The 16617-nt window shown below is 67.2% G+C and carries 10 protein-coding genes; 2 read left to right on the top strand and 8 right to left on the bottom strand.

Annotation, left to right across the window (positions count from 1 at the left end):
* Positions 1–182: 182 nt before the first annotated feature.
* From glcF to B0G62_RS02270, 4 genes are all read right to left on the bottom strand, one after another.
* Positions 183–1412 carry a glycolate oxidase subunit GlcF gene (gene glcF / locus B0G62_RS02285; RefSeq protein WP_103702101.1) on the bottom strand — a complete coding sequence of 410 codons (1230 nt, stop codon included), beginning with the start codon at positions 1410–1412 and terminating at the stop codon, positions 183–185.
* 18 nt (positions 1413–1430) lie between these two features.
* Positions 1431–2519, bottom strand: a complete 1089-nt coding sequence (gene glcE, locus B0G62_RS02280) for a glycolate oxidase subunit GlcE (protein ID WP_103702906.1) — start codon at positions 2517–2519, stop codon at positions 1431–1433.
* 225 nt (positions 2520–2744) lie between these two features.
* Complete coding sequence (locus tag B0G62_RS02275) at positions 2745–4295, bottom strand: FAD-linked oxidase C-terminal domain-containing protein (protein ID WP_103702099.1); 1551 nt, start codon at positions 4293–4295, stop codon at positions 2745–2747.
* 27 nt (positions 4296–4322) lie between these two features.
* The gene (locus B0G62_RS02270; RefSeq protein WP_103702097.1) at positions 4323–5747 is read right to left on the bottom strand and encodes an FAD-binding oxidoreductase; all 1425 of its coding nucleotides are present in this window, start codon (positions 5745–5747) and stop codon (positions 4323–4325) included.
* Between the two features lie 197 nt (positions 5748–5944).
* Between B0G62_RS02270 and B0G62_RS02265 the strand changes: the two genes are divergently transcribed.
* Both B0G62_RS02265 and hmpA read left to right on the top strand, forming a co-directional pair.
* On the top strand, positions 5945–6559 hold the full coding sequence (locus tag B0G62_RS02265; protein ID WP_103702096.1) for a cob(I)yrinic acid a,c-diamide adenosyltransferase: 615 nt from the start codon (positions 5945–5947) through the stop codon (positions 6557–6559).
* A 131-nt stretch (positions 6560–6690) separates the two neighbouring features.
* Complete coding sequence (gene hmpA / locus B0G62_RS02260; protein WP_103702094.1) at positions 6691–7896, top strand: NO-inducible flavohemoprotein; 1206 nt, start codon at positions 6691–6693, stop codon at positions 7894–7896.
* A gap of 75 nt (positions 7897–7971) precedes the next feature.
* On the opposite strand, the gene aroG is transcribed toward hmpA, so the two are convergent.
* From aroG to B0G62_RS02240, 4 genes are all read right to left on the bottom strand, one after another.
* Positions 7972–9045, bottom strand: a complete 1074-nt coding sequence (aroG, locus tag B0G62_RS02255) for a 3-deoxy-7-phosphoheptulonate synthase AroG (RefSeq protein WP_103702092.1) — start codon at positions 9043–9045, stop codon at positions 7972–7974.
* Between the two features lie 443 nt (positions 9046–9488).
* Positions 9489–10955 (bottom strand): metalloprotease TldD, encoded by a 1467-nt coding sequence (gene tldD, locus B0G62_RS02250; protein ID WP_103702090.1) that lies wholly within the window; start codon positions 10953–10955, stop codon positions 9489–9491.
* Positions 10956–11054: 99 nt separating this feature from the next.
* On the bottom strand, positions 11055–11906 hold the full coding sequence (locus tag B0G62_RS02245) for a carbon-nitrogen hydrolase family protein (protein ID WP_103702088.1): 852 nt from the start codon (positions 11904–11906) through the stop codon (positions 11055–11057).
* Positions 11907–12024: 118 nt separating this feature from the next.
* The gene (locus B0G62_RS02240) at positions 12025–16446 is read right to left on the bottom strand and encodes a YhdP family phospholipid transporter (protein ID WP_103702086.1); all 4422 of its coding nucleotides are present in this window, start codon (positions 16444–16446) and stop codon (positions 12025–12027) included.
* Between the last annotated feature and the right edge of the window lie 171 nt (positions 16447–16617).

Below are 16617 nucleotides of genomic sequence, written 5' to 3'. Positions count from 1 at the left end.
CGCGCTCTGGGTTAGGCGCACTGAAAACGAACGAGGCCAATTATACGGACTGCGTGAGGCGCAAGGCATCGGCCAAAAGGCATAGGCCGAATGGCCGACTACCGGCGCGCGCGGCGATTCGTCAAGCTCTGGATATTACCGGCGAGTGGCGGAGCTGCCGCCCAGCCGGATTCCTTCTCTCGTCAATTCGCCGCCAGCATATGCTCCACCAGTTCGATCCAGTGCGTGACCGGAATCTTCGTGCCGCTTTGCAGATGCGCGATGCAGCCGATATTCGCCGACACGATCAGTTGCGGTTCCAGCGCCTTGAGCCGCTCCACCTTCTGGTTGCGCAGCGTGTAGGACAGGCGCGGCTGCGTGATCGAATAGGTGCCGGCGGAGCCGCAGCACAAGTGGCTGTCAGCGGGCAGGCGCACGTCCAGACCCAGTGCGCCCAGTACCTTTTCCACGCCGCCGCGCAATTGCTGGCCGTGCTGCAACGTGCAGGGCGGGTGATACGCAACCGTGTGGATGCCGCGTCGACGCGTGGCGGCGATCAACCGCTCCTCGAAGGCGGGCAGGATCTCGCTGAGATCGCGCGTAAGGCTCGCGATGCGCTGCGCCTTGCTCGCATAGGCCGGGTCGTTGCGCAGAAGGTGCGCGTATTCCTTGACCGTCGCGCCGCAGCCCGAGGCGTTCATCACGATCGCTTCGGCGCCTTGCTCGACATAGGGCCACCAGGCGTCGATATTGGCGCGCACGTCGTCGAGCGCGTCGTCGGCATAGCCCATGTGCAGCCGGATCGCGCCGCAGCAGCCCGCCTGCGGCGCGACAAGGGTTTCGATGCCGAGCGCGTCGAGCACGCGCGCCGTGGCCGTGTTGATATTCGGCATCATCGAAGGCTGCACGCAGCCCGCGAGCATCAGCATCTTGCGTGCGTGCTTCGCGGTCGGCCACGCGAGCGGACGTTGGCGCACCGGCACCTTGTCGCGCAGGCGGCGCGGCAGCAGCACGCGCATCTGCTGTGCCACGCGCATGGCGGGCGAGAACAGCATGCGGCGCGGCAGGAAGCCCGCCAGGAAGCGGCGGATCAGGCGCTGGCGCAGCGGGCGCGGCACCATTTGCTCGGCATGTTTGCGACCGATTTCCACGAGCCGCCCATATTGCACGCCGGACGGGCAGGTGGTCTCGCAACTGCGGCAGGTGAGGCAGCGGTCCAGATGCGTGAGCGTGCTCTTCGTCACGGGCGCGCCTTCCACCATCTGTTTCATCAGATAGATGCGCCCGCGCGGGCCGTCGAGTTCGTCGCCGAGCAACTGATAGGTCGGGCAGGTCGCGGTGCAAAAGCCGCAATGCACGCACTTGCGCAGGATCGCGTCGGCTTCGTCGCCGTCGGGAGTGTTGCGAATGAAGTCCGCGAGGTTCGTCTGCATCGCCGCGTGAAGGTCTGGTCAGAAGTCGGAATACAGGCGGCCGCGATTGAAGATGCGGGCCGGGTCGAACGCGGCTTTCAGGCCGCGATGGATCTTCATGAGCGGTGCGGGCAGCGGCGTGAACACGCCCGCGCTGCGGTCGTAGGCGCGGCCGGTGCGGAACAGGGTGGCGTGGCCGCCGGCCTGCTTGGCGGTGATGCGCACGGTCTGCGCATCGGTTTCGGTGATCCACCAGCGCTGCGCGCCGCCCCATTCCATCAACTGCGCGCCGGGCAGTTGCAGCGGCTCGGCGATCGAGGGCAGTGCGAGGCGCCAGAGCGCGGCATCGGGCGCGATCGAGGCAAAAAACGGATCGCTCTGTTCGCGCAGACCGGCCCAGAAACGCTCGGCTTCCACCGCATCGACGACTTCGCCGCCCAGCGACGTGCGCGCGGCTTTCACGCCTGCCTCGGCGCCCGCGAGGCGCACGGCGAGCGTGCCGTTGCGCCAGGCGCTGGCCGTGATCGGCAGCGGGCGGCCGCCCCATTCGTTGAGCTTGCGCACGGCGTCGGTGCCGTTCATGTCGAAGCGCAGCGTGGTTTCCGCCTGCGGCACCGGCAGGACTTTCACGGACAGCTCCAGAATCAGCCCGAGTGTGCCGAGCGAACCGGCCAGCAGGCGCGAAACGTCGTAGCCCGCGACGTTCTTCACGACCTGGCCGCCGAAGTGCAGCACCGCGCCGTGCCCGTTCATGATGACGGCGCCCAGCACGAAGTCGCGCGCGGCGCCCGCGCTCGCGCGGCGCGGTCCGGCGAGGCCCGCCGCGATGCAGCCGCCGAAGGTGGCCTGCGGGCCGAAGTGGGGCGGCTCGAACGCCAGCATCTGGCCGTGCGTGGCGAGCGCATGTTCGATTTCGAGAAGCGGCGTGCCGGCGCGCGCCGTGATTACCAGTTCGGCCGGGTCGTAAGCGATGATGCCCCGATGCGCGCGCGTATCGAGCACCTCGCCTTCGAGCGTCTGGCCGTACCAGTCCTTGGTGCCGCCGCCACGTATGCGCAATGGCTTGCCGTCGGCGCTTGCGGCGCGGATGCGCTCGGACCAGGCCGCGACGATGTCGTCCTCTTGCATGATTTCCATGCTTCCCATGGCGCGCTTCTTAACGCGGTTGTCGTTGTCGTTCGTCCGATTGTACTGACGCGCCCCTTCCTGACAACCCGGGGCAGGCCCGCATGGCGGCGCGCGCCGCAAGCGGGCGGTGCGCCGTGTCAGGCGACGCGTCACACCGCGCGTTATGCAAAACGCAACGCGCGGCGCGATGGGGGGCAGAACAGAAGCGTCGATCAGAAGCGCCGATCAGAAGCGCGGCAGCTCGGGATGCGGCAGCAGGTTGCCGCGCACGTGCATGCGGCCGTACTCGGCACAGCGCGCACGGGTGGGAATGCCCTTGTCGGGATTGAGCAGCCTGGCCGGGTCGAAGGCGTGTTTCACGGCATGGAACGCGTCACGCTCCTCGGGCGAGAACTGTACGCACATCGAATTGATCTTTTCGATGCCTACGCCATGTTCGCCCGTGACCGTGCCGCCCAGTTCGACGCAGGTTTCGAGAATGTCCGAGCCGAACGCCTCGGCGCGGTGCCATTCGTCGGCGTCGCTGCCGTTGAAGAGAATCAGCGGATGCATGTTGCCGTCGCCCGCGTGGAACACGTTGATGCAGCGCAGCCGGTACTGCTGCTCCATCTCGTGGATGCGCGCGAGCAGCGGCCCGATCGCGCGGCGCGGCACCGTGCCGTCCATGCAGTAATAGTCGGGCGAAATGCGGCCCGCGGCCGGAAACGCGTTCTTGCGCCCGGACCAGAAGCGCAGGCGTTCTTCCTCGGTGCGCGAGATCTGGATGCGCGTCGCGCCGTGCTCGCGCAGCACGGCGGTCGTGCGGGCGATTTCGTCGGCGACTTCCTCGGGCGTGCCGTCGGCTTCGCACAGCAGGATCGCGGCGGCATCGAGGTCGTAGCCCGCGTTGACGAACTCCTCGACCGCGCGGGTGGCCGGCTTGTCCATCATTTCGAGGCCCGCCGGAATGATGCCCGAGGCGATGATGCCCGCCACCGCGTCGCCGCCTTTCACGACGTCGTCGAAGCTCGCCATGATGACCTGCGCGGTCTGCGGGCGCGGAATCAGCTTGACGGTGACCTCGGTGACGATCGCGAACATGCCTTCGCTGCCGATCATCACGGCGAGCAGGTCGAGGCCGGGCGCATCGGGCGCGAGCGAGCCGAATTCGACGATCTCGCCGTCCATGGTCACTGCGCGCACGCGCAGCACGTTATGCACGGTGAGGCCGTATTTGAGGCAGTGCACGCCGCCCGAGTTTTCGGACACGTTGCCGCCGATCGTGCAGGCGATCTGCGAGGAAGGATCGGGCGCGTAGTAGAGCCCATAGGGTGCGGCCGCCTCGGAAACGGCGAGGTTGCGCACACCGGGCTGCACGGTAGCCGTGCGCGCGTAGGGATCGACTTCGAGAATGCGCCGAAAGCGCGCCAGCGAAAGCACGATGCCGTGGCGGATCGGCATTGCGCCGCCCGACAGGCCGGTGCCCGCGCCGCGCGGCACGACTGGCACGTCCAGACGCCGGCAGATCTGCACGATGCGCTGCACCTGCGATTCGGTTTCCGGCAGCGCGACCGCGAGCGGCAAGCGGCGATACGCGGCCAGCCCGTCGCACTCGTAGGCGACCGTGTCTTCCTCGCGATGCAGCAGGCAATGGGCGGGCAGCACGGCCATCAGCGCCTGCACGACTTCGCGCTGACGCTGCGCGAGGGCTTCGGGCGTGAGTTCGGGGGCCGCATTGGGCGTCACATTATTCGCTGCGGTTTTTGGATCGGGCAGATTCGCGTCCGGTGCGTTCATGTCTCCTCCTCGTTGGATGTTCCCGGATCAGGCAGCCCAGCTGAAAATCTTGCCCGGGTTCATGAGGTTATGCGGATCGAGCGCGTGCTTGATGGCGCGCATGGTGTCGATCGCGTCCGCGCCGTGTTCCTCGACGAGGAAGCCCATCTTGTGCAGGCCCACGCCGTGCTCGCCCGTGCAGGTGCCGTCCATGCGGATCGCGCGCTGCACGATGCGGTGATTCAGGCGCTCGGCTTCGTCGATTTCCTCGGGCTTGTCCGGATCGATCAGGATGGCTACGTGGAAATTGCCGTCGCCCACATGGCCGACGATCGGGCAGGGCAGCGGCGACGCCTTCAGATCGGCCTCGGTTTCCACGACGCATTCGGCCAGCCGCGAGATCGGCACGCAGACATCGGTTGTCACCGCGCGGCAGCCGGGCCGCAGTTGCAGCATCGCGAAGTAAGCGCTATGGCGCGCGTTCCACAAACGGCTGCGGTCCTCGGGACGCGTGGCCCATTCGAAGCCTTCGCCGCCGTTTTGTGCCGCGATCTCCTGTACGAGCTGAGCCTGTTCGGCGACGCCCGCTTCGGTGCCGTGGAACTCGAAAAAGAGCGTGTGCTTTTCGCGCAGCGTCAGGTTCGAATGCTTGTTGATCGCGCGCACCGCGAGCGCGTCGATGAACTCCACGCGCGCGATCGGCACGCCGATCTGGATGGTTTCGATCACGCTGCGCACGGCTTCGGCCATCGAAGGAAACGCGCAGATCGCCGCCGACACCGCTTCCGGCTGCGGATAGAGCCGCACCGTGATTTCGGTGATGATGCCCAGCGTCCCCTCGGAGCCCACGAAAAGCCGCGTGAGGTCGTAGCCGGCCGACGACTTGCGCGCGCGCGTGCCGGTCTTGATGACGCGCCCGTCCGCGAGCACGGCACTCAGGCCCAGCACGTTCTCGCGCATCGTGCCGTAGCGTACGGCGTTGGTGCCCGAGGCGCGCGTCGCCGACATGCCGCCGATGCTCGCGTCCGCACCCGGATCGATCGGGAAGAACAGGCCCGTGTCGCGCAGTGCTTCGTTGAGCTGCTTGCGCGAGATGCCCGGCTCGACCGTCACGGTCAGGTCTTCCGCGTTGATCGAGAGCACCCGGTTCATCTGCGAAAGGTCGATCGAGACGCCGCCCTGCACGGCCAGCAGATGGCCTTCGAGCGAGGAGCCGTTGCCATAGGGGATGATCGGCACGCCATGCTGGGCGCACAGTTTCACGATGGTCTGGACTTCCGCGGTGTTCTGCGCGTAGACGACGGCATCGGGCAGTTGCGGATCGAAACGCGATTCGTCGCGTCCATGATGGGCGCGCATGGCTTCGGAGGTGGAGACGCGCTCGCCGAAGGCGCTGCGCAGACTGTCGAGGAGATCGGCGGGGAACGGGCGGCGTGCGGGATTGGCAATGGCCGGCGGCGCGGGATGATTCACGCGGGGTCTCCTTGTTGGACATGATCTTTGGCGCGATTCATTCTACGCTCAACGTTCTGGGCTGAGAGGCGGGGGCAGCCCGGAGGCGCCCGCTGATTTGCTGCACTGCATGATCCATGCTGCGCTCTTACGCGAGACAATTGCGCTTCTGGCTGTTTTGGGCTGGACCACGATTCTGGATTCTGGAGAGACACACCATGGGCAATCGCCTGAGCAAGATCGCCACGCGCACCGGCGACGACGGCACGACCGGCCTCGGTGACGGCAGCCGCGTGCGCAAGGACACGGCGCGCATCGCGGCAATCGGCGACGTCGACGAACTGAATTCGAACCTCGGCGTGCTGCTCTGCGAGACGCTGCCCGACGATGTGCGCGCCGCGCTCACCGCGATCCAGCACGATCTGTTCGATCTGGGCGGCGAGCTTTGCATGCCTGGCCACACCATCGTCACGGATGAACACCTCGCCCGGCTCGATGGCTGGCTCGACGATTACAACGCCACGCTGCCGCCGCTCAAGGAGTTCATTCTGCCTGGCGGCTCGCGCGCGGCGGCGCTCGCCCATGTCTGCCGCACGGTCTGCCGGCGCGCGGAGCGGGCCATCGTCGCGCTGGGTGCGGTGCCGGATGACAGCGCGCCGCTCGCGCAGACGCCGCGCCGTTATGTGAACCGCTTGTCCGATCTGCTGTTCGTGCTCGCGCGCGCGCTTAACCGCGCGGCTGGCGGCAGCGACGTGCTCTGGCGGCATGATCGTGGTCAGGCGGCTCAACTGGCTCAAGCGGCTCAAGCTCCCGAGCCATTCAGCAACGAATAAAAGGGCGCAATAGCGGCGCGGACGCCTTGGCGCGCCGCGCCACCCAGATCGCCGGGGTGCGACAAAATGCCCGGACAGCCTGCGCCTTTAAAGATGTATCTTTGGTGCATCTTTAACGAGGAGAAGCCACAATGACCGCGCTCACCGCCGACCAGATCGCCCGCGTCAAGGCCACCGCGCCCGTTTTCGCCGTGCATGGCACGACCATCACGAAGCATTTTTATCAGCGCATGTTCAATGCGCATCCGGAGCTGAAGAACCTCTTCAACCAGACACACCAGCAAAGCGGCAGCCAGCCCGAAACGCTGGCGCGCGCGGTCTACGCCTACGCGGCGAACATCGACAATCTGGGTGCGCTGGGCGGCGCGGTCACGCATATCGCGCACAAGCACGCCAGCCTGAACATCCGTCCGGAACACTATCCGATTGTCGGGCGGCATCTGCTCGGCGCGGTGGTCGACGTGCTCGGCGACGCCGTCGATCAGGCCACGCTCGACGCATGGACCGTGGCCTACGAGCAGCTCGCGCAAATCATGATCGGCGTGGAGGCGAAGCTCTATGAAGCGGCGCCGTGGAGCGGCTTCCGTCCGTTCAAGGTCATGCGCAAGCAGGTGGAAAGCGACGAAATCACCTCGTTCTATCTCGCCCCCGCCGACGGCGCGCCCGCGGGCGGCTTCGAGCCGGGCCAGTATGTGAGCGTGAAGCGCTTCGTGGACCAGCTCGGCGTCGATCAGCCGCGTCAGTACAGCCTGTCCGACGCGCCGCACGGCCGCTGGCTGCGCATCTCGGTCAAGCGCGAAGCAGGTGCCGCCGACGTGCAGCCGGGCCATGTGTCGAACCTGATGCACGATGGCGTCGAACAGGGCGCGATCGTCCACGTGAGCGCGCCGATGGGCGAATTCAAGCTCGATCGCCAGAAGAGCACGCCGGTCGTGCTGATCAGCGGCGGCGTCGGCATCACGCCGATGGCGTCGATGCTCGCGACGCTCATGGCCGAACGTAGCGAACGCCAGGTGACCTTCGTGCATGCCTGCCGCAATGGCCGCGTGCACGCCTTCCGCGACTGGCTGCGCCGCAGCGCGGCCGAGTACCCGAACCTCAAGCGCGCGGTGTTCTACGAAGCGGTGAGCGCAGAGGACCGCGTGGGCGCCGACTACGACTTCGAAGGCCGCGTGGATCTCGCACGCATCGAAGCCGACGTGATGCTGCCCGATGCCGATTACTACATCTGCGGCCCGGTCGCCTTCATGCGCGCGCAGCGCGAGGCGCTGGTCGCGCGCGGCGTGGAGCCGGCGCGCATCCACACCGAGATCTTCGGTTCGGGCATGCTCGACTGAAAACGCAGACGTAAAAAAGCCCGGCCAGTCGTCGAACTGGCCGGGCTTTTTACATCGTCAGGCGTTTGGCAAAAATCAGTTGCCGCTGCCGCGCGCAATGCGGCGCTGCTTGACGGCCTCGGCCAGCCCTTCGAGCACGCCGATGCTTTCGTCCCAGCCAATGCACGCATCGGTGACGCTCTGACCGTACGTCAGCTCGCAGCCTTCCTTCAGATCCTGGCGGCCCGCCACGAGGTGCGATTCCACCATCACGCCAACGATGCGCTCGTCGCCGCCCGCGATCTGGCGGCCGATATCGGCGCAGACGGGGATCTGGTTCTCATGCTTCTTCGAGCTGTTCGCGTGGCTCGCGTCGATCATCAGACGTGCGGCCAGGCCTGCCTTGCCGATGTCGTTGCACGCCGCGTTGACGCTTTCCGCGTCGTAGTTCGGCGTCTTGCCGCCGCGCAGGATCACGTGGCAGTCCTCGTTGCCGGCCGTCGAGACGATGGCCGAATGGCCACCCTTCGTCACCGACAGGAAATGGTGCGGCTGCGACGAGGCCTTGATCGCATCGACGGCGATCTTCACGTTGCCGTCCGTGCCGTTCTTGAAGCCGACCGGGCAGGAGAGGCCCGAGGCCAGCTCGCGGTGCACCTGCGATTCGGTCGTGCGCGCGCCGATCGCGCCCCACGAGACCAGATCGGCGATGTACTGCGGGCTGATCATGTCGAGGTATTCGGTGCCCGCCGGCAGGCCGAGTTCGTTGATCGCGACCAGCAGCTCGCGCGCGGTGCGCAGGCCGTCGTTGATCTTGAAGCTGTTGTCCATGAACGGGTCGTTGATGAGACCCTTCCAGCCCACCGTCGTGCGCGGCTTTTCGAAGTACACGCGCATCACGATTTCCAGCTCGTTGCTGAAGCGCTTGCGCTGTTCCACCAGCTTCTTCGCGTAGTCGATCGCCGCCTTCGTGTCGTGAATCGAGCAGGGGCCGATCACCACGACGAGGCGGTCGTCCATGCCGTGCAGGATGCGGTGCAGCGCGCGGCGCGATTCGAAGATCAGCGTGGAGGCGGCTTCCGAGCACGGGAATTCGCGGATCAGGTGTGCGGGCGGCGTGAGTTCCTTGAGCTCGCGGATGCGGACATCGTCGGTGTTGTGCGGGGGCATGTGGTTTTCTCCTGATCCTGTGTAGCGTGCTTCGCGTGGCGAAACGGCGGCAATCTGCTAGATGAAAGTGAGGCTCGTTGGGCTAATGACGAAAAAGCGACGAAAAAGCGGGACAAAAAAGCCGGACGAAAAAAAACCGCCAGACTTGGCTGGCGGTTTCTCGTGTATTCGGGGTCCTGCGCGTACTGCTAACCCTCTCGATCCGCCAGCGGTCTGAGATACCAAAAGAAGTAAAAATAAAACTTCGTGGCGAACATGGCGAAATCGGTTCGTTGCGTCGAAAAGGGTGATTGCCTTTATAACCCGGCCTTCTTCAGGCTGGCAAGCGGGTTAAGGCTAAAAAGCGGATTATCCGCGCAAATTCCTATTTTGATGCAGGAAGTCCGCGCGGTGATGCGGAAATTCCGCATCACCGCGCATGAGACCGACCTCTCAACCGTCCGTCAGACCGTGCCGCCGACCGTCATGCGGTCGATGCGCAGCGTCGGCTGGCCCACGCCCACCGGCACGCTCTGGCCCTCCTTGCCGCACACGCCCACGCCCGAGTCCAGGCGCATGTCGTTGCCGATCATGCTCACGTACTTGAGCGATTCCGGGCCGCTGCCGATCAGCGTCGCGCCCTTCACCGGGTAAGTGATCTTGCCGTCTTCGATCATGTAGGCCTCGGAGGCCGAGAACACGAACTTGCCGTTGGTGATGTCCACCTGACCGCCGCCGAAGTTCACCGCGTACAGCCCGTTCTTCACCGACGCGAGGATTTCCTGCGGGTCCTTGTCGCCGTTGAGCATGTAGGTGTTGGTCATGCGCGGCATCGGCAGGGCGGCGTAGGATTCGCGGCGCGCGTTGCCGGTCACGGGCATCTTCATCAGGCGCGCGTTGAGCGAGTCCTGGATATAGCCCTTGAGGATGCCGTCCTCGATCAGCGTCGTGCACTGCGTCGGGTTGCCTTCGTCGTCGATGTTGAGCGAGCCGCGACGGTTCGGCAGCGTGCCGTCGTCCACCACCGTGACGCCCTTGGCGGCCACGCGCTCGCCGATCTGGCCCGCGAACGCCGACGAACCCTTGCGGTTGAAGTCGCCTTCCAGGCCGTGGCCAATCGCCTCGTGCAGCAGCACGCCGGGCCAGCCCGGGCCGAGCACGACGGTCATCGCGCCGGCCGGGGCGGGGCGTGCTTCCAGATTCACGAGCGCCGCATGCACGGCGTCGTCCACGTACTTCGAGAGCACGTCGTCGGTGAAGTAGCCGTAGTCGTAACGGCCGCCACCGCCGCCATTGCCGATCTCGCGGCGGCCGTTCTGTTCGGCGATCACCGTGATCGAGACGCGCACGAGCGGGCGGATGTCGGCGGCGAGCGCCCCGTCGCTGCGCGCGACCAGCACGACATCGTATTCGCCCGCGAGCGCGGCCATCACCTGGGTGATGCGCGGGTCGCGGCTGCGCGCCATCTGTTCGATGCGTTCGAGCAGCTTGACCTTTTCGGTGGCGTCGAGCGAAGTGAGCGGATCGGACGGCAGATACAGATCGCGGCCCGCGATGCCCTTGAGCGAACTGGCCACCTGGATCTTCTGCTTGCCGCCGCCGGCCTTGGCGATCGAGCGCGTGGCGATGGCCGCCTGGCGGATCGCTTCGGGCGAGAGGTCGTCGGAATAGGCGAATGCGGTGCGCTCGCCGGACACGGCGCGCACGCCGACGCCCTGGTCGATGCTGAAACTGCCCGACTTGACGATGCCTTCCTCCAGGCTCCATGCCTCGCTGCGGGTGGCCTGGAAATAGAGATCGGCGTAGTCGACGCGGTGCGTGAAAATCTCGCCGAGCGTGCGCGTGAGCAGCGCCTCGTCGAGGCCGTAGGGCGCGAGGAGCACGTCCTTCGCGGTCGCCAGATTGCGGATGCCGGGTTCGATGATGTTCATGCGCTCAATATGGAAGTTTCGGATAGCGGATTCGGAGCAGATTCGGGCGCGGTGCGGCCAAATCAAGACGCCCTGGGTCGAGGGTTGTAGTGGTGTGCGTCAGTTGCAGTCCAGCACGCGATGCCGCCACGCGGGCAGGCTCGCGCGCACGGCGGCGATGCGTTCCAGGTCGATATCGCCGATGACGACGCCGGGGTTTTCGTCGAGCACATCGACGATTTCGCCCCACGGGTCGATCAACATGCTGTGGCCCCAGGTGCGGCGGCCGTTCTCGTGCGTGCCGCCTTGCGCGGCGGCCAGCACGTAGCACTGGTTTTCGACGGCGCGCGCGCGCAGCAGGATCTGCCAGTGGGCGCGGCCCGTGGTGTAGGTGAACGCGGACGGCACGACCATCAGCGCGCAATCACCCATGCGCCGGTACAGCTCGGGAAAGCGCAGATCGTAGCAGACCGACAGGCCCACACGGCCGAACGGCGCGTCGAAGGTGCGCACCTCGGTGCCGGGGCGGATCGTGCGCGCCTCGTCGAACGATTCAGCGCCTTTTTCGAAGTTGAACAGATGGATCTTGTCGTAGCGCGCGTGCTCGGCGCCGCTCGGATCGAACACGAGCGTGGTGTTGAGCACGCGGTTTTCTTCGGGCGCGCTCAGGGGCAGCGTGCCGCCGATGATCCAGACGTCATGGCGCCGCGCGGCATCGGCGAGAAACTGCTGGATCGGACCGTCGCCGTAAGCTTCGCGCACGGCGAGCTTGTCGCTGTCCTTGTGACCCATGAAGCAGAAGTATTCGGGTAGCAGCACGAGGCGCGCGCCGTCGGCGGCGGCCTCGGCGATCAGACGCTCCGCTTCGGCGAGATTGCGCGCGAGATCGGGCGTGCTGACCATCTGCAGCGCGGCGACCCGGAACGGCGTGACCGGGGCGGTGGGCGCAGTGGAAGAAGGGGTTTCGCTCATCGACGGCTCTTGTCTGGACGGAGGGTGGGGCCCGCAGCGGCAGAGCTGGGCGCTGCGTGAGTCGTGTCGGGAGCGCGCATTGGACGTGCCCATCGACGCTCACATGGCGATCTGGACCTCAATGCGCTGCCGCCGGAACCTGCGCGTCCATCTTACCCTGATCGCCATGCAGTCGCTCGACGTGCGGTTTGGCCCACGAACCGGTGATGGCGTAGTCGCGCGCGAAGGTCGTCTCGACCGTGTGCGAGAGCGCGAAGTCGCCGATCAGCGCGCCCAGCCCCAGCAGCGGATTGATGATCGCCGCGACGATCACGCCCGCGCCCGCGCTCACCGTCGGCACGGCATGCACACGCAGGTCCTGGGTCTCGTGCGCGAGGTCGACGCTGCCCGTCATCTGCGCGCGGCCCGGTGCGGTCACCAGCTTGAAGTCGTTGGTGCGGCCGATGCCGTTCTGGATCTGCGCGCTGCCCGTGACGCTCGTAAACGGCAGGCCTTCGCCGATCACGTCGCGGAAGTCCATGCTCGCGTAGCGCGCGAGGCTTTGCAGGCTCAGCACGCCCAGCAGCGTCGCCACGCCCTGGTGGATCTTGAGAATTTCGCCGTGGCGCAGGTCGAGTGCGAGGCTGCCGTTGAGCGTCGGGAAGTCGAGCTTGTTCGGGCCGCCGCGCCACTCCAGATTGCCGCTGAGCGTGCCCGAGCCGCCCTTGATCGCATGCGCGACGCCTGCGCGTTCGAGCAGATCGCCCGCGTCCTTGATGTCGAGATGGAAGTCGAGCGCGGTGCGGCGCGGCGTCTGCGCGGCGCCGCCGGCCGTGTCGGCGGGCGCGGATTCGTCGTCGATCGCGCGCCAGTTCTCGGTGGCGGTGAAGTGCCCGGCCGGATTGACGATGTCGAGCGTGTCGAGCTGCCAGACCGGCACGCCGTTCTCGTCGAAATTGTGAGCGTTGATCTGCAGGCGGCCGAAATCGCGTCCGCGCACGATCAGCTGGTTCACGACGAGGTCGATCGACGGCATGTTCTGCGCGGGCTGCGAGACGGCCTGGCCGAGCAGGTCGTTCTCGGTGGCGGCAGGGACGACGAGGCGTGCCAGGCGCGCCTCCAGCGTGCCGGGGGAGCCAGGCACCGCGCCCGGTTTCCACGAGACGTGGCCGGAGACCTGGTTCGAGGCGACGTTGGCCTGCCACTGGCTGGCGTCGCGCGACGCGCCGACGATCACGTTTTCCCAGTGGCGCTTGAGCAGCGTGAGCGTGCCGACGTGGACCGCGAAGCGCGACGGCACGTAGGACGCGAAGGCGCCGCCAGGCGCGAGCGGCGACGCTGCTGCGCCCGCGGGCGCTATCGTTTGCGCGGCGTTTTGTGACGCGTTTTGTGACGCGTTTTGTGACGCGTTTTGTGAAGCGGCTTGAGGTGAGGCTTGAGGCGCACCGGCGGTTGCGGCCGTCTGCGCAGCGCCCGGGGCGCTTGCCGTAGCAGCGGGGGTAGGCGCCGCCGCATTCGCCGCCGCCGTGCCGCGCAGTTCCTGCGCCACGCGCCGCCACGCATCGGCATCGAAAGAGGGCAGGTCGACGGCCGCCGTCACGCCTTCGGAGGGCAGATCGGCGGGCTTGTTCATGCCGATCGCACCGCGCACGACTTCGGGCACATGACCTGGATTGCGTCGCAGCACGTAGCGCGCCGCGAGCGGCCCGAGCGTCAGTTCGGCATGCTGGAACGCTGCTGCGTCGCTGGCCGACATCGGCGCCACAGGCGAAAGCGGATCGACGCCGGGGCCGGGCTGCAGCGCGAAGCGCAGCGGCATCGGCGTGCCGGCGCTCTTGCCGAACGGCGCGGGCAGGTCGATCGCCAGATCGGTCAGGTCGGAGCTGGCCTTCACGTCGGGCAGATGGCCGCGCGTGCCCGTCACGGAGAGCGAGTAAGGCGCCGCGCCCGAGAAGCGGCCGAGCACCGCCGCCGCCGTGCCGTGCAGGTTGAGCCCGCGCGCCGCATCCACGGCCACGTCGCCCGCGACGTTGACGTCGTAGCGCCCATCCTCGCGCATACCGCCGTTGGCGCGCAGATCGCCGCCGAGGAAGCGCCCCGTCAGGTGATCCACCTGGGCGCTGCGATTGGTGAAGCGCACCCGGCCGTTGAGGTCCGACAGCGGCGGCACGTTATGCGCGGCGAGCGTGTTGTTCTCGAAGCCGATCGCGCCGGCCACCACCACCTTCGGCTTCGGCTTGCGCGGAATCGTGAGCTTGAGCGCGAGCGTGGCCGGTCCCTGCGCCTGCACCTTGGCCGTCGCGTGCTTCGACATCGCGCCGAGCGCGCTGTTATCGGCGTAATCGAGCAGATCGGCCAGCGGCCCGCGGCCCGCGCCTTCGATCACGAGATCGGAGCCCTTCACGCCCAGTTCGTCGATGCGCCCGCTTACGTCGTGCAGCACGAAGCGGCGGTAGTGGCCGTGCGCCACGTCGAAACGCAGCTTGTTTTCCGCGAGCTTGAAGGTCCCGTCGATGCCGTCGAACGCCGGCCAGACGTTGGGCGCTCCGTTGCGCATCTTCCTGGGCGGGAACGGCGACGGGTCGAAGCGCCCGTTCGCGAACGGCGCGACGATGCGGAATTGCCCCGCGCTCGGGTCGCGCGAGTAGGGGAACTGGGCGAGATCGCCGTGAATTTCGATGGTCGCGCCTTTCGAGAGGCCGGCTTGCAGTCCGTGGCCTAGATAGGTGCGCGTTTTCTCGCTGATGCTGGTCGGCAGATAGCGCGGGATCGCCTTGACCTGGGCCTGATCGAAGTGCGCCACGAGGTCGAGCGCGCCGCGTCCGTGGCCGGGGTTGCGGTAGTGCGCGGTCATCTTCGCGCGCGCGTCGGCGTTCTGCACGCCCAGCTCGGTCACCTCGACGTCGAACGCCTTGATCCGGTCGCCCGGCTGACGCTGCGCGGCCACGGTCCATCTGGCCGCGCCCCACAGGCGGTCAAAGCGCAGGCGCGGATCGTCGAACACGCCGGGCAGCGTGATGGCGGCGTCGGCGGTATCGAACTTGAGCGTGCCGTGCGACTCGTCGGCGTCGATGCGCCCCGAGAGGTTTTCGACGCCGGGCAGACCCGCGCGCGGGTGGTTGCGCGGCGTGAGGCCCGGCCCCGGCTCCTGGGCCGCGACGCTGAAGCCTTGCAGATCGCCGTTGAAGCGGTAGTGCAGCAGCGGCTCGGTGCTGGTGGTGCGCTGCTCGGCGGCGGCTTCGCCCGATTCGGGCCTGGCGCGCTCCATCGCCAGATCGTAGTTGGCCACGAGTCCGCGCGGATTGAAGCGCACGAGCGCGGTCTGCACCCGGCCCGGCAGCGGCAGACCGCGCATGAATTCAGCGAGGATGCCCAGGTCGATGCGATCGCCGCTGACCGAAATCAACTGGCCGGTTTGCAGGCTCTGCTGGCGGAAATGCGCGTCGAGGTGGGCGAAGGCGAGCGAGCGCGTGAGCGGCGTACCGTCGTCGAGCGGCGGCTGGCCGAGTTCGGCGCGGAAGGCGCGCAGTTGCAGCGTGTAGTCGCCGGGCGCGAGGCCCATGCGCCAGTTGAACTTCGCGACGGGCAGATCGAGGCGCGGCTGGGTCGGCTTCACGCGCAGCGCCACGTCGTCGCCGCTGAGCACGCCGTCGGCGGACACGATGCGGCCGCCCTCGAAGTTCGCCCAGATGGCGTTGTCGATGCGGCCTGCATAGGTTGTGATCGGCAGCGGAATGTAGCGCGCGAGCGTGGGCAGATCGACGGGGCCAGTCGATATATAGGCGCTGCCGCTCCAGGCGTTCGGCTTGCCCGCCGGCGCGAAGCGCGCGTGCCTGAACTGTGCGCGGAAGTCGAGCGGCCCGTGCAGCACGGTGCCTTCGGCGGGCGCCTGCAGCGCAATGTGGTGGTCGTAGCCGTCGTTGAGGATTGCGAGGCGGATGTTCGACAGGCGCAGCTCGGGCACGTCGCGCGTGGCGTCGCGCCAGCGCAGCGTGCCGCCGCGCAGCACGATCGCCTGCTGGCGCATCAGCCAGGTCGTGAAGGTGGCGTTGCCGGTATGGGCGCTCGGCACCGGCACGCCCGCGACGGTGAGCGTGCCGTCGTCCTCGCGCGCAATCGACACGTCGGGGTTCTCGACCACGACGCTGGAGAGCAGCGGCTCGAAAATCACGGCCGAGCGCCAGGCGACCGAGGCCGTGGCGTGCGGCACGTTGAGCGCGAGATTGCCGTGGCGGTCGCGGATCGTCAGGTTGGCGACGTCGATGCCGGGCTGGAAGCCCGACCAGTGCGGCGAGAGCTTGCCGATGCGAAAGTCGGCGTGGATTTTGTCGGAGACGAGCTTCTCGATACGCGGACGGAAATCGTCCACGTGGGGCAGCACGACATAGCGCAGCCCGAGCAGCAGCACGGCGACGATAAAGTAGAAGACGAGCGCGATGCACGCCAGTACGCGCAGCGTGTGGCGCAGTACCGGGTGATGATGTTGCGGGCCCGCGTCTGCGCTTTCCCGGCTGGCGTGTCCGGTATGAGGCGGGCCGGCGGGATCGTTACGCTCGGACATGCTGCGGCGGGTGGGGTATGGTAGCGTTGCGTTCTGACGACGAAATGTATCACACGGGGCCGTGGACACGGCCATCCGGGGAAGCCGGGATGGCTCGCGGCGGCGCGGCGCACGGCATCTCGCGCACGGAAAAACGGCCTGGCGGCATCCAGATCAAGAGCGTAGGCGCGT

This window comes from Paraburkholderia eburnea (genome assembly GCF_002917095.1).
Lineage (GTDB): Bacteria > Pseudomonadota > Gammaproteobacteria > Burkholderiales > Burkholderiaceae > Paraburkholderia > Paraburkholderia eburnea.
This window is presented reverse-complemented; position numbering and strand designations above follow the sequence as displayed.

What these genes read in the sequence shown, in the direction of transcription:
- glcF (WP_103702101.1), bottom strand. Translation starts at nt 1,412, where the DNA reads ATGCAGACGAACCTCGCGGACTTCATTCGCAACACTCCCGACGGCGAC.
- glcE (WP_103702906.1), bottom strand. Translation starts at nt 2,519, where the DNA reads ATGCAAGAGGACGACATCGTCGCGGCCTGGTCCGAGCGCATCCGCGCC.
- B0G62_RS02275 (WP_103702099.1), bottom strand. Translation starts at nt 4,295, where the DNA reads ATGAACGCACCGGACGCGAATCTGCCCGATCCAAAAACCGCAGCGAAT.
- B0G62_RS02265 (WP_103702096.1), top strand. Translation starts at nt 5,945, where the DNA reads ATGGGCAATCGCCTGAGCAAGATCGCCACGCGCACCGGCGACGACGGC.
- hmpA (WP_103702094.1), top strand. Translation starts at nt 6,691, where the DNA reads ATGACCGCGCTCACCGCCGACCAGATCGCCCGCGTCAAGGCCACCGCG.
- aroG (WP_103702092.1), bottom strand. Translation starts at nt 9,045, where the DNA reads ATGCCCCCGCACAACACCGACGATGTCCGCATCCGCGAGCTCAAGGAA.
- tldD (WP_103702090.1), bottom strand. Translation starts at nt 10,955, where the DNA reads ATGAACATCATCGAACCCGGCATCCGCAATCTGGCGACCGCGAAGGAC.
- B0G62_RS02245 (WP_103702088.1), bottom strand. Translation starts at nt 11,906, where the DNA reads ATGAGCGAAACCCCTTCTTCCACTGCGCCCACCGCCCCGGTCACGCCG.
- B0G62_RS02240 (WP_103702086.1), bottom strand. Translation starts at nt 16,446, where the DNA reads ATGTCCGAGCGTAACGATCCCGCCGGCCCGCCTCATACCGGACACGCC.